The sequence below is a fragment of the Patescibacteria group bacterium genome, from assembly GCA_041671645.1.
Taxonomy (GTDB): Bacteria; Patescibacteriota; UBA1384; order XYA2-FULL-43-10; family 1-14-0-10-43-13; genus JBAZBD01.
Window position 1 is genome coordinate 492,318 of record JBAZBD010000001.1, and the last position, 14,566, is coordinate 506,883.

The 14,566-nt window shown below is 45.3% G+C and carries 12 protein-coding genes; all 12 read left to right on the forward strand.

Annotated features, from left to right (window positions below; genetic code table 11):
- Positions 1–21 precede the first annotated feature (21 nt).
- Complete coding sequence (gene rplK / locus WC227_02565) at positions 22–447, forward strand: 50S ribosomal protein L11 (protein ID MFA6963573.1); 426 nt, start codon at positions 22–24, stop codon at positions 445–447.
- Between the two features lie 185 nt (positions 448–632).
- Entirely contained in the window at positions 633–2,492 is a 1,860-nt protein-coding gene (locus WC227_02570; protein MFA6963574.1) for a DEAD/DEAH box helicase, read from the forward strand.
- On the forward strand, positions 2,492–3,577 hold the full coding sequence (dprA, locus tag WC227_02575; protein ID MFA6963575.1) for a DNA-processing protein DprA: 1,086 nt from the start codon (positions 2,492–2,494) through the stop codon (positions 3,575–3,577). The genes WC227_02570 and dprA overlap by 1 nt, the downstream gene beginning before the upstream one ends.
- 103 nt (positions 3,578–3,680) lie before the next feature.
- Positions 3,681–5,888, forward strand: a complete 2,208-nt coding sequence (topA, locus tag WC227_02580; protein ID MFA6963576.1) for a type I DNA topoisomerase — start codon at positions 3,681–3,683, stop codon at positions 5,886–5,888.
- A gap of 10 nt (positions 5,889–5,898) precedes the next feature.
- Entirely contained in the window at positions 5,899–6,510 is a 612-nt protein-coding gene (locus WC227_02585; protein ID MFA6963577.1) for an HD domain-containing protein, read from the forward strand.
- 2 nt (positions 6,511–6,512) lie between these two features.
- Positions 6,513–7,115, forward strand: coding sequence for a recombination mediator RecR (gene recR / locus WC227_02590; protein ID MFA6963578.1), 603 nt, complete (start codon positions 6,513–6,515; stop codon positions 7,113–7,115).
- A gap of 246 nt (positions 7,116–7,361) precedes the next feature.
- Positions 7,362–7,589: a hypothetical protein gene (locus tag WC227_02595; protein ID MFA6963579.1), complete on the forward strand. Its 228-nt coding sequence runs from the start codon at positions 7,362–7,364 to the stop codon at positions 7,587–7,589.
- Positions 7,590–7,695: 106 nt separating this feature from the next.
- A complete protein-coding gene (gene cysS / locus WC227_02600; GenBank protein MFA6963580.1) occupies positions 7,696–9,048 on the forward strand; it encodes a cysteine--tRNA ligase in 1,353 nt (450 codons plus the stop codon).
- Positions 9,049–9,245: 197 nt separating this feature from the next.
- Positions 9,246–10,250, forward strand: a complete 1,005-nt coding sequence (locus WC227_02605) for a tRNA-dihydrouridine synthase family protein (protein ID MFA6963581.1) — start codon at positions 9,246–9,248, stop codon at positions 10,248–10,250.
- Between the two features lie 447 nt (positions 10,251–10,697).
- Positions 10,698–12,056 (forward strand): hypothetical protein, encoded by a 1,359-nt coding sequence (locus WC227_02610; GenBank protein MFA6963582.1) that lies wholly within the window; start codon positions 10,698–10,700, stop codon positions 12,054–12,056.
- On the forward strand, positions 12,053–12,979 hold the full coding sequence (locus WC227_02615) for a hypothetical protein (GenBank protein MFA6963583.1): 927 nt from the start codon (positions 12,053–12,055) through the stop codon (positions 12,977–12,979). The genes WC227_02610 and WC227_02615 overlap by 4 nt, the downstream gene beginning before the upstream one ends.
- A gap of 102 nt (positions 12,980–13,081) precedes the next feature.
- Positions 13,082–14,560 carry a hypothetical protein gene (locus WC227_02620; GenBank protein ID MFA6963584.1) on the forward strand — a complete coding sequence of 493 codons (1,479 nt, stop codon included), beginning with the start codon at positions 13,082–13,084 and terminating at the stop codon, positions 14,558–14,560.
- Positions 14,561–14,566: the final 6 nt, after the last annotated feature.

Sequence of the window (14,566 nt, forward strand, 5' to 3'; positions counted from 1 at the left end):
TAGACCCTCCAAAGCAAAATCATGGCAAAAGCAATAAAAGCAGTTATCAAATTACAATGTCCAGCAGGTAAAGCAAATCCTGCACCTCCAGTCGGCCCAGCACTTGGTCAGCATGGTTTGAATATCATGGAATTCTGCACCAAGTTCAACGAGGCTACTAGGGAAAAGGGCGACTTCATCATTCCTGTAGAGATTACGGTTTATGAAGATAGAACTTATACCTTCATTCTGAAGCAGCCACCCGCAGCCGTATTGGTTATGAAAGCCGTTAAGGCCGCTAAGGGCAGCGACAACTCCAAGAAAAATAAGGTTGGCAAGATTACTCAAGCTCAGCTCGAAGAAATCGCAAACACAAAAATGTCAGATCTAAACGCAAATGACATCGAAGCGGCCAAGAAGATCATCGCCGGTACAGCTCGAAGCATGGGCGTTGAAGTAGAGAAATAAACTTCTTTTAACTTCATACATAATATGATAAAACAAAAGAACCCCCTCCGCCAGCTGGCGGATCGGGGATTCTTTTTGTAGAGATGTACTGACGTTGACCAGAGAAAGCGAAAGGAGGGGCAACACTTTTCCAATCTTCGCCGGTATTGATCTTACTTATTCATGATAGCCAAAATGAAGTCAAAATGTCAACATTGAACAGAATAATCATACAAAGTCATAACAAATATCCTTTCAGGGAGCTGATTTCTTCTCTACTTGATTTTGGATATGAAAGAGAACAGGACGAAATCAAAAGCGGTTACTTCGGGATCTCAGGAGGAGTAATCAAAATTTTTCCTGTTAACGATAAAGATATTTACCTCGTCGAATTCTTTGGCGATGAGGTTGATGCCATGTATATACTTCGCGATGGCAAGCAGGAAAAGTTTTTTGGCAGCTTAGTAATTGAAAAAAATATCGTCAAGTTATCAGATGGAAGCATATTGTCACCCGAAAGTTATGCAGTCCATGAAGATTATGGCATTGGCCAGTTTCGCAACATTGAGACATTGCTCTTGCCAGATGGCGAACAAGTAAAATACATAAATTTTATTTATCTAAATGAAGAAGTATTACGTGTGCCTGAAAATCAGATAGATAAATTGTCGCGCTATATCGGTGTGGGACAGCGAAAACCGAAATTGAACAGACTCGGTAGCGTCGCCTGGAAGAATACATATAAGAGAACCTACGAAAACGCATTGCTCCTAGCCAGAGAATTGCTGACAGTTTATGCCAAAAGGCAAATTGCTGAGAAGAAGAAAATGATAATCAATACGGAATGGGATACCCTGGCTCGTAAAACCTTCGATTTCACTGAAACCGTCGACCAAATGAATGCTATTGAAAGTGTATATGCCGACCTCTCTGCTGATGTGCCTTCGGACAGATTGATTTGTGGCGACGTTGGCTTCGGCAAGACTGAGGTAGCTCTTAGAGCGGCGGTCCAAGCGGTAGCAAATGGTTATCAGGTTGCCATGCTAGTACCTACAACGATATTGGCAGAACAACATTACATAAATTTCGTTCGCAGACTCGCTCATACTCCAATCCGGGTAGGTCATTTGAGCCGTTTTGTCTCTGACGAACAGAGCAAAGAGACGGTCAAAGGTTTGGCCGACGGTAGCGTGGATATTGTAGTTAGTACTCACAAGCTTATTAGGTCTGAAATCAAGTTTAAAAATTTGGGGCTCTTGGTGATTGATGAGGAGCAAAAATTTGGAGTCAAGGATAAGGAGAAGCTCAAGGATTATCGCTCAAACATAGATTGCTTGACTCTGACTGCCACACCGATCCCAAGGACGATGTATATGGCCCTGTCTGGAGTCAGAAGTATATCTCAAATATCCTCGATTCCGGAGGGAAGAAGAAGCGTAGAAACAGAGATAGCAAAGTATTATGAAACCACAATCAAGACATACATTGATCGTGAAATTGAGAGAAAAGGGCAGATTTACTTCTTGCATAATCGAGTCCAGTCAATCGGCGGGACCAAGCGAATGTTGTCGAAACTTTACCCATCTCTAAATATAGAGATCGCGCACGGGCAGATGCCGGAGCGTCTTTTGGCCAAAAGGATGATCGATTTTACGGAAGGGAAAATAGATATTTTGGTCTGCTCCACGATCATTGAAAGCGGTATTGATCTGCCTAACGTCAATACTTTGATTGTTGAGGAATCAGACCGATTTGGTCTATCTCAACTTTATCAAATACGTGGAAGGATCGGTCGAAGCACTCGACAATCATACGCACTTTTCACTTACAAAAATAAGAAAATGACAAATAATGCGGTCAAGCGACTTGAAGCTCTGTCTCACAATACTGAGCTCGGTACGGGGTTCGAAATTGCATTATCCGATTTGGAAATTAGGGGAGGCGGGAATATCTTGGGCAAGGAACAGCATGGCAGTATGGAGGCGGTAGGATTGATGCTCTACTCGAAACTATTGAAACTAGCCGTTGATAGGCTGAAAGAGGGAAATCTGTTAGAATTAGCTTAATGGCTAATTTTGATCACAAAATTATTCTTGCGCTCAATGCTCACCCCAAAATTGGGAGCCAAACTCTCAAGAAGCTGATTTTTGCTGTCAGCAACCCCGAACAGCTTTGGACCTTATCCAAAAATGAACTAAGCCGAAAGATCGAGCCAAAGCTGTTGGAACTTCTGTTTCAAGCACGCGCAGACTACCAGCCGGAGTTGGAATTCGAAAAGATTAAAAAGTATGATGTTGGCTATGTCACCATTTTTGACAAAGAATATCCGACATTACTTAAGGAAATTCCTGATGCGCCAGTCATACTATATATGAGAGGAAGCCCGGAAGCGCTCAAAAGACCGGGCCTCGGAGTAGTTGGAAGCCGAAAGTATACCGATTATGGCTCGAGCGTAGCTTACAAGCTAACAAAGTCATTGGCAGAAAGTGGTCTCACAATAATCTCTGGCCTAGCTCTCGGGATTGATGCAATCGCGCATCAAGCAGCGCTCGACGCAAATGGTATGACGGTTGGCGTCCTTGGCTGCGGTCTGGATCGGATTTACCCTGTGTCAAATCACAATCTTGGCAAAGCGATGATCGAGAGAGGCGGTGCAATAATCTCTGAATTTCCGATTGGCACGCCACCGACAAATTATAATTTTCCGATCAGAAATAGAATTATCGCTGGACTAAGCCTGGGCACTCTGGTTGTCGAAGCGGCGTTGGATTCTGGCTCTTTGATTACTGCCGGTCTAGCGCTTGACTATAATCGTGAGGTTTTTGCCGTGCCAGGAGGAATCGACTCGCCGATGTCGGAGGGAACCAATAAATTAATCAAACAGGGCGCTATTCCCGTGACCTGTGCAAGTGATGTCTTGTCCGTCTTGGACATCGAGGAGAAGAAAAGCGCCGAGAAGGCGAGAGAGATTCTGCCTGAAAATGAAAATGAAAAGAAGATATATGAAATTTTGAGATCGGGGGAGCGGTCTGGCGATGAAATAATCAAAGCCTCAAAACTAAATGTGATAGAGCTCAATTCTGTACTGACGATGATGGAGCTAAAGGGCATGGTCAAAAATATTGGTGGGGGAAGATATAAAATAAGTTAAAAGCGGAAAGTTATAAAGTATAAAGTAATATTGATTTGAATAAACCAATTTCTTCTGGTAACTTAACCATAGCAAAATAAAAACAAAATTAACTGAAGGAATTATGAATTTAGTCATCGTAGAGTCTCCAGCCAAAGCCAAGACAATCGAGAAATATTTGGGCAAGGATTACAAAGTCCTGGCCTCTTATGGTCATGTCCGTGATTTGCCAGAAAAATCTCTCGGAGTCGATGTGGCCAAGAATTACGAGCCAGAGTATGCGATATTGCCAAAAGCCAAGAAAGCGCTTGCGGCCTTAAAATCAGCTCTCAGCGGCGCCGACAAAGTCTATCTCGCAACTGACTTGGACCGAGAAGGAGAAGCGATATCTTGGCATCTGACTTTTGCACTGGGCCTGAACAAGAAAAAAGACAAAATCAATCGAATTACTTTTCATGAAATTACCAAATCTGCGATCGAAAAAGCGGTAGCGAATCCACGAGATCTCGATATTAATTTAGTAGATGCACAGCAAGCACGCCGAGTTCTTGACCGCTTGGTCGGTTATAAATTGAGCCCATTGCTCTGGAAAAAGGTAAAGAAGGGCCTGTCTGCTGGTCGTGTTCAATCGGTAGCGGTCCGTCTGGTAGTTGAGCGCGAAAAAGAAATCGAAGCGTTTAAGCCCGAAGAGTATTGGCTGCTCGGCGTTGACCTGTCCAAAAAAGATAAAAAGGAAACATTTTCCGCCTATCTCGTCGAGATGGACAAGAAGGCTATTGGCAAAATGTCGATCAAGACAAAGGCAGAGGCGGACAAGATCGAAAAAGACTTGACCGATGCCGAATATGAGGTCATCGAAGTTAAACATGAGGACTCATATCGCAAGCCTGCCGCACCTTTCACTACCTCAACTCTTCAGATGGAAGCGGCCAGAAAACTCGGCTTCTCGCCAAAACAAACGATGATGATGGCTCAAATGCTCTACGAAGATGGCCACATCACATATATGCGTACTGACTCGATGAATCTGTCTGCTGAATCAATCTCTGCAATTCAGAAATTGATCGTCAAGGATTATGGCGAGAAGTATTTGGCTAAGGGCGGCAGAGTCTTCGCCACCAAGGCCAAACATGCTCAGGAGGCGCACGAAGCGATTCGCCCAACCCATTTTGAAAATTCCAACGTCAGCAATGATCGCAGAGCTCAGAAATTGTATGAATTGATTTGGAAGAGAACGGTTGCGACCCAAATGACAGACGCCCTCTTTGATGTGATCTCGGCCAGAATATCGGCAGTATCAAACAAATATATTTTTCAGACCAAAGGTGAAATTATCAAATTTGACGGCTTCATGACCGTATATCTTGAGGGCAAAGACGAAGAAACCGAGGAAGCAATTAGCAAAATCCCAGCTCTTGTCATGGGCGAGATGCTGAAATTTATCCAGATGATCAAGGATCAGAAATTTACTGAGCCGCCAAAACGTTACACTGAGGCAATGCTAGTCAAGAAGCTTGAGAGTTTGGGCATCGGCCGACCTTCTACCTATGCGCCAACACTTGAAACGATCAAGAATCGCGGTTACGTCGAGCTGCTCGAAAAGAAATTTTCGCCGACCGAGATTGGCACGATTGTTTCGGATCTGCTGGTCAAGCATTTCGCTGAGATAGTGGACTACAAATTTACGGCTGATATGGAAGACGAATTCGATGAAATTGCCGAGGGGAAGCTTGAATGGCATAAGGTGATCGATGATTTCTACAAGCCATTTGCCGCTAATCTTACGGTGAAGAACAAGGAACTAGAGAAAAGCGAGATCATGCCGGTCGAAGAAACCGGGGAGAAATGTCCCGAATGTGGCGCACCGCTCGTGATCCGTCACGGCCGGTTTGGCAAATTTGTCGCTTGTTCTGGCTATCCAAAGTGCAAATATTCCAAGCCCCTTGAAACCAAAGCAGAGAATAAAAATTTGCAAGTTGTCGGTAGCGACGGTGATGTCGAAAGTGTGAAAGAGGCGGAGGAACAGAAATGCGAGAAGTGTGGCGGCAAGATGATTATGAAAGAGGGAAGATTCGGCAAATTCTTGGCCTGCGAAAATTATCCAAAATGCAAAAATACCTTGGCAGTCGTCGGTAAGACCGGGGTCAAATGCCCTGAATGCGAAAAGGGCGAACTGATCGCGCGAACAACCAAGAAAAGGCGAACCTTCTGGGGTTGCTCCAAATATCCAGATTGCAAATATGCGACTTGGGACAATCCAACTCAGCCAAAGGAAGAAAAAGTCAAAAAAGAATCAGAAACGACAGAAACCGTAATTGAGGGAGCTGAATAATTTTTGGCACATGATTACACCAGAGCAAAAAATAGTCGCTTTGCAAAAGGCGAAAGAGTGGATAGTGAAAATCGACGACCCAATGCACAGTGTGCCGCACATGGAGCAGACCTTTGCTTATGCGATGGATCTTGCAGTTTCTTACCCTGAAGCAGATCGTGATATCTTGGAAATTGCCGTTTGGTGGCATGATGTCGGCCGAGTCTTTCTCGATGACGGCCATGCCCAAAAGAGTGCGGAAATGGCAGGGGAGTCCCTTGGGAGTATTGGAATAGATCCAGGTGATGTAGCCAAAATCTGCGCCATGATTGAGAGCCATAGCAACTCGAGCACGACGAAGCCAGCCTCGCTGGAAGCTATCATTCTGAAAGATGCAGACAAGCTCGATTTCCTGACCGTATCGCGTTGGCAGATTGGGATTGGGGATGAGAGATCAAAGGAAATAAATATTGGAATTAGCAAAATCCCAGCCATCGGCAGAGAAATCTTAAAGTTGCCTGAGTCGAAAATCATGTACGAGAAACTATTTGTGCAATTGGTAAAATATTTGAAGACCGCAGATAATGCTTTTATCAATAATCTTAAACCTAGAATCAGGGAAGAATGGAAAGTTGAAGTTTAACTATGTTGCCAAAATCTGTTCAAAATTTAATTGATGAATTTAGCAAATTGCCCGGCGTAGGCCCGAAAACGGCGGCGCGACTGGCCTTTTATTTGTTGACCAAGCCAAAGTCGGATATCGAAAATCTTGGTTCCTCTGTTCTCGGCCTGGCCAATAATCTTCAATATTGCAAAGAGTGTTTCAACATCGCGGAGGAAGAAATTTGCCTGATTTGCGACAACGACCGACGAAACAAGAATATTATCATGGTGGTCGAAGAGCCGCTAGATGTGATAGCGCTAGAGAAATCTCTTCCCTTTGAGGGTGTTTATCATGTTTTGGGCGGCGTGGTCTCGCCGATCAACGGAGTTGGTCCAGATGACTTGAGAATCGCTCAGCTGATCGAACGTATCAAAAACGGAGCGGTCGAAGAGATTGTATTGGCTACGAATCCAAATCTCGAAGGAGAAGCGACAGCGGCCTATATTAAGGACAGAATCAATCAGTTAAATTTAGACAACCTTAGAATCACCCGCATTGCTCGTGGCCTGCCAGTGGGAGGAGATCTAGAGTACGCAGACGAAGTCACCTTGAAGCGATCAATCGAAGGCAGACGAGACTACTAACCGCTCTTCGAGCGAAATTATTAATTTCTAATTTCTAATTGATCTAAATAAATCCTAAATCCAAATTTCTAAACTTAAATAGATTCTAATGTTAAAAACTAAGAATTATAAAATTAGTATTTGATTAGAAATTAGTAATTAGGAATTAGAAATTCTCTATGGTGGATAACTATTATTGACTTTTCTTCCAGCCCATAGCTACAATCCATCTCAGGTATCAGAAAATTAAAACAAAAAAGAGGGAGCATGAGGAAGGAAAGCACCTATTATTGTCCAAATTATTGTGGGATAGAGAGGAACGAAGCAATCACGTGCCCAGAGTGCGGGATTCCGCTCATGGCTATCGACGAGATCGAAAAAGATACTGAGGACGACGAATTTTCTCCAAAAACACAGGGTATGAGTGAACTAGACGAAGATCCGACTATTGCAACTTGGGGAGATGAAAGCGAAGAAGGGTTCAGCGCAATCTAAAATATACAAAGACTAGCCTCCGGAGACGGAGGCTTTTGTTATTGATAAGAGGGGAAATTGTGCTATCTTTAATAGTAGGAAACAGAAATCATAGAAAGGCTACATTATGAAGCTATTTAATACACTTTCAAGCAAGAGTGAAGAGTTCAAACCGATCGATCCAGAAAAGGTGACACTCTACACCTGTGGGCCGACCGTATACGATGTGGCTCATATTGGCAATTTGCGTGCTCTATTGACCTATGACCTCTTGAAGCGGGCTTTGGCCGCAGAGGGCTACAATGTAGTACACGCGATGAACTTGACCGACATTGATGACAAGACAATCAAGCGATCGGAGGGCGAGAAAGAGGCCTTCTCGAAGCTAATAAAGCTATATGAAGACCGAGTCTGGCAAGACGAAAAAGAGCTAAATATCATAAAGCCAAGTATCGTGACTAGGGCGACTGAGTATATAGACAAGATGGTAGTCTTTGTCGAGTCTTTAATTTCGAATGGTTATGCCTACAAGGCTGATGATGGCTCTGTCTATTTTTCAATTGATAAATTCAAAAACTATGGTCAATTGTCAAAGCTGGACAAAGAGGGAATCAAAAGTGGTGCTCGGGTAGCGCAGGATGATTACGACAAGGAAAATCCGGCTGACTTCGTGCTTTGGAAGGCTTGGAGCGAGAAGGACGGCGAAATATTTTGGGAAACAAGTCTCGGCAAAGGTCGCCCAGGTTGGCACCTGGAGTGCTCGGTCATGGCAGGGGACGTATTGGGCAACACAATAGATATCCACGCTGGCGGAGTTGATTTGATCTTTCCTCATCATGAAAATGAAATTGCGCAGTCGGAGGCCAAGACAGGCAAGAAGTTCGTCAATTTCTGGGTTCACAACGAGCATCTGATGGTCGACGGCAGGAAGATGAGCAAGAGCTTGAATAATTTCTATACGCTAGACAATATTGTGGCAAAAGGTTTTTCCCCGTTAGATTTCCGTTATTTTGTGCTTGCCGCTCACTATCGTTCCAAATTGAATTTCACCTGGGAAGGTTTGGAAGCGGCAAAAAACGCGAGAGAGCGATTGAATAGAGTTGCTTCGCAAATCAGTGGCGGAGAGGCGGAGGGGCAGAGAGACAAAAAATACCTAGATCGATTTAACGAAAAAATCTCTAACGATTTAAATACCCCAGAAGCGCTTGCAATTCTTTGGGAGCTGATGCGAGACGAAAATGTTTCTCAAGCAGACAAAAACGCAACAATCGCCGAAATGGACAAGGTTTTCGGTCTTGGCCTATTAGAAAATCAAACTTTCGAAATACCAGCAGAGGTGATTAAGATTGCCGAGGAACGAAAGACGGCACGTGAAGCCAAGGATTTCGCCAAATCAGATGAGCTAAGGGATCAAATTATCGAGGCAGGCTGGCAGATCGAAGATTTCCCAAATAATGAATATAAGATTATAAAAAAGTAATGACCCCATGGATTTAATATCCTTACCATGGGGCCAGGCTCTTTCACTTCGCCATTGAAGGCACTCAGGCTTCTGAACAACGGCCGTGGCCGAACCATCTGTCTATCTCGTAGACGATTGGCGCTGAGGGTGAATAGCCGCACGACGCGGGTCAATCCTGCCGACGAAGTGAGCAAACTATAGCACAAAAATACACGATGCAAAATATTTGGCAAAAATTGGATAAGCCGATCAAAATATTGGCGCCGATGGCGGGATATACTGATTCGGCCTTTCGCCAGCTCTGTCGTGAGCTGGGCGCTGATTTGGTAATGACGGAATTGATTTCGGCCGATGCTATTTTCCACACAGCCAAACACTGGTTCAAGGATGAAAAAGGCGAGTGGCAATCAACTAAGGGCAAAGATGAAACTTTGCAGATGCTGAAATTCGCCCAAGAAGAGAGACCGATCATCATCCAGCTTTTTGGTAAATTCCCAGAGAAGTTTGCCTTTGCCGCCAAGTGGATTAGCGAAAACCTCAAGCCTGATGGGATTGATATTAATATGGGTTGCCCAGCGCGCAAAGTTGTCGGCAGCGACCATGGCGCTGCATTGCTCAAAAATCCAACCTTGGCTTGTGAAATTGTCCGAGCGGTCAAGGAAAATACTGACCTGCCGGTATCGGTCAAGACTAGACTTGGCTGGGGCGATGACGATCAAATACTCGAATTCGCGCCGGAATTGGTCAAGGCTGGAATTAGCGCCATCATGATCCACGGCCGCACGTACAAAGACGGATTCAAGGGCAGGGCCAGATGGGATAATATTTTTGAGGTCAAGAAAATAGTGGGCGATAAATGCGTTGTCATTGGGAACGGAGACCTTGATTCAATGTCGAGATCCCGTATCTCAAGCTTACAGTACGGGATGACAGACGGCGTTATTTTGGACGGATATTCTATCGGCCGTGCGGCGATAGGGAAGCCTTGGATTTTTTCTAACGACGAAATTACGCCAGAAATGTTGAAAAAGATAGCTCTCAGACACGCTAAATTGTCATTTGAGCGAAAAGGTGAGCACGGAATAGTCGAATTTCGTAAGCACTTATTGTTCTATTTGAAGGGTTTTCCAGGCGCAAAGGACTTGCGGAAGGAGGCAGTATCGATCGAATCCTATGACGATGTAGCGAAACTTTTGTCCAATTTGAGTGTAAACACTTGACAAAATTATCCAGTAGTGGTAAAGTGGACAATGTTAAGGCCAATAACACTGGTCTAGCAAGCAAGGAAGGGCACGGACTTGGAGTCCAAATCTTTCCTTGTTTTTTGTTTCTGGAGATTCGACTGGGATTTGGGGACATTAGAACGCAGATATATAAGTTAATAAGCATTTGTGGGTCCTTTAAAACACATGGACCTAGCTCAATTAGCTTCTGACGTTCTCGCCCTCTTCCTGGTTGGATCTTCCGACGCAAGACAACTTACGAAATTTCGGAGCAAGATAGCTTGCAGAGAAAAGGAGTATGGTGTTACAAAATCTGGAACACAAACGATTGTAATAAACCAGTCACCCCTTGGATGGCGATATTGTGCTGTAAAGCATTTATTGCACGCCAAGGAAATGAAACTTGTCTGCAGTACACCACAATCTATCCTAGGAGGTAGAAATATGAAGAAGCTGGTTAACTATAGCTTCATCCTCGTGCTGGCCATAGTAGCCAGCCTGTGCTTTTTGACAACTTCGGCTCAGGCCGCGGCTGTCACTGCTGTTTCGGTTGGAATCACTCCACCGGTTTATCAGCAAACTGAGACGAAGACCGTTCCGGTCGGCAATACTCAGGTGGACCTGTTCGATACCAATATTGGTGGGATAAAGATATTCCGTCAATCCGTTAATCGTTCGGGCAATTCAATAGGTTGTTTATATAACGACCAGGGCGTTTTCTTACGGTTAATTGGTAATTGCGTTACCAGCGATGGCAAGGCAATAACCAAATTAGTTGCTGTGAGGGGTGACAATCCTGTGCCGAAATTTACGAAAGTAGAGGGCATCTGGACTTATCCGCATAGCGATCAAATTACCGAACTGACATCAAGGGACGGCTCACGGCTGTCATGCGACGTGCCAATCGATGGGCTCAAACCCGGTAGCCACCAGATCACTCTTTACGCATTTTGCGAAAAGGGTATCAGAAAGGTGAGGACGTTTGATACTAGTGCAATAGTCTTCGGGCTGTTGCCGTTCTTACCAAAAATTAATAATGTGAGCTATGAGAACTCAACCGACTTGGTCGACATTATTCAATTTACAATTGTTGATAATCTGGCTGTATCTGCGACATCCCCGACCCCACCTACGGACATTCCAATGACAAGTCGTATGACTTATCAAACGGAACTGCCAAAGGCTCCGACAATAATTTACGTTCCAACGCCCCAACAGGCGCCGGAAAGAATTATTACGGAAGTCCCGGTTCAACCCCCAACGATCCAAGCGACCCCGACTCCAGCGGTATCAAACCCGCCTGCAGTTCCGGTCGTGAAGATCGAAGAAACATTGGCCGCTTTAGTCGCCAACGACAACAAAATCGCCGAAGTGGTGAACAACCACGAAGCAAGAATTGTTCGTTTGGAAACGGCGTACACGGCTCCACCAACCCCAACCAGTTACAGTTTCTCGGTAGCGTTTGCACGCAATTACCGAGGCCCGTCCATCGTTGAAACGACAGAGGGACTTGATATCGTAAATGATATCACGCTCAACTGTTTATCGAATGATGGAACCTGGCAAGCCAGAGTGATCTGGGCACCGGTCAACGAGCAATACAGAAATGTATTTCTCTTGCCGGGCTACGAGCAGTTTAAGAAACGAATCGGTGTTGCTCGTTATAGCAACATTAAAGATTCGTTTAGAGTCGGATATCGTGTGAATAATTCCTCACCTTGGAATTATGCAACGATTCAACCGACTGCCATTGTCCAGGGTAAAATCCTGGTTGTCCCAGTCGATCAAGGAGGCACCCTATGATCCGATTATTTCTTATTCTCGGAGCCGTGGTGCTCCTCACTTTCTCGGGTCTTTCACAAGATCCCGGGAACTCGACAGTCCCCGATGGTCAAACCTTGACCTCTCAGTTTCGTCCAACTGTCAAAACTCCGGTCCAGCGGGTCGCCCAAAAGCGCCCTCTGACAGCCGCAGATTTGGCGGGCATAGAAAGCTACAGGGCTTATTGGCAGAAACGGGGTCTTTCAATGACTCCTTCCGTCAAGAGCGCTTTAGAATATATGCTTCAGATGGATATAATTCATCTGCCAATATATTTGCAGCGAACACCACAAGAGTATGACTTTGAGGCGCAGAGCATCGAGAAGATGCTGAATCGGGTCGATTGGTACGTTAACGTTCCAGTTTCCCAAACGCCTGCCCCCATTGTCATCCGCGAACAGGCGTCGTTGCCATCACTTCCGGCTTTAAAACCGGTCGAGATCGTAAAATTGGCGTCTGTGCCAATGCCGACTCCCGTTGTCACCGCACCTGTTCAGGTTGTTCAACAAGTTCCAGTTGTGAAGGAAATCGTGACTAATTATTATACGACGACCACAAACAACACGGAAACTTACGTTCAACAGCCGGCGGGCTATCAAGCTCGCTTCCCATACCAACAACAGGGCCCATCGTTCCAGGGCTCGCTATATGTCGGCTGGACTCGCCAGCAGATACCAGCGACAACCCCAACGACTCCCCCAACGGGTCCTTGCGACCCACTTGGTGGACCAAATACCGAACCCCCGCCTGGGGCAACAAATGCTCCTATCGGACCGGTATCTGGTCCAACAATAGTCTGTCCGCTTCCCCCCGGGCAGGGTATTCCATCAAATGTTCCCCAAACGCAGCCTGGATTTATTCCAGGTGGCGTAGGGGCAGGGGGATCCCCTTCAACCACACCTTAGTGGTTGAGTGCCTCCCAGATCGCAAATGCATCTGGGATCACTCTAAAGAACAGAAAAAAATTTATTAATAAGTTTCTGCTCTTTAGAAGTGAAAGGAAGAAAATGTTTACTTTCCGAGACGGAGGGAAAAGGTTAATTAAGATCGCCAAAAGAGTTGCGCTTACCGGTGCCGCGCTTTTTGCATTGACTTTAGCGTTTCAAGCTCCAAAGTTTGAGGCTAAGCCAGTCAAGAGTGCCGACGCTCCAAAGTTCAACTACCTGGCAGGGGACCTAGACATGCTTCGCGGTGCGAAGCCTGCAGATACTGCTTGGTCTGATCCAGTGAGTGCGAACATCGGAGACCGTGTCTCTGTGCTGTTCTATTATCATAATGGTGTAGTCAACACGACTGCACATCACACCACTCTGAGAGTGGATTTACCAGCTGGTAGCGCAACTTCACAGAAGTTGACTAGTTACCTATGGGCTGAGGGTTTGCAGGCTGTTAGCAACACAGTTGTTGACGGTAAAATTGTTGGCGGAGATGGTATGACCATCAATTTGCCAACTGCTGGACGCCTTGAGTACGTTCCTGGTTCGACCAAGTGGTTCCAGAATGGCGCTCAGACTGGCGTATCAGTGCCTGACTCCATCAATTCAGTCTCTGGTCTTGATATCGGAGATGTAAGTGGTTGTTGGCAGTATTCCGGTTACGTGAGCTTCCAAGTTGACGTGAAGGGACAAGCTAATCTTACTATGAGCAAAGCTGTTGCTCACATCGGTGACGCGACTTGGCAGGAAGAGATTTCTGCATCTCGTGGCGACGAAGTGATCTATCGTTTGAACGTTATCAACAACGGTAACGATCTGGCCAAAAATGTTCTGATCAAGGATATCTTGCCTGCCAAAATGAACTATGTTACTGGCACGACTTATCTTTATACCAAAGATGCTCCTGCCGGCGTAAAGCAGACAGATTCTATCTTCACGGCCAATGGTCTTGCTCTCCCTGATCTTCAGGCAGGTGCGGCCAACATGGTCACGATTACTTATCACACCAAGATTTTCGCTACTCTAGACGATACTTGTGGCTATTACTTGAACAACGTTGCCAAGGTTTATATGGGCGGTGTTGAACAGGCGATGGATCAAGCCAAAGTTACTCTTCGTTGCGAATCAAGAATTTTGTCTATCGTGAAAAACGTGAAGGCAGCAAATGGTTGGGTTAAGCAAAACACAGGTAATATCGGTGATATCGTTGAATACCAAGTTATTGTCAAAAATACTGGTAACGCCAACATGACCAATGTTATCGTCTCTGATATTATGCCTCTGTATGTGAACTACCAAGCTGGATCTACCAAAATCGATGGCGTTACAGCCAACGATCAGATCATGGCCGGTGGTCTCAACCTAGGCACAATGACTCCAGGTCAGCAAAAGGTTATTACCTTCAACGGTAAAATCTATGGCTGCCCACCTGTCGGCGGATATACGCTTTATAACACTGCGTATGGTAAAGCCGACACTGTTACACAAATCTGGGATAGCGCATCTACAGTAGTTAATTTATCAATCCCTGGCGCACCAGTGGTTAAATAAGGAACA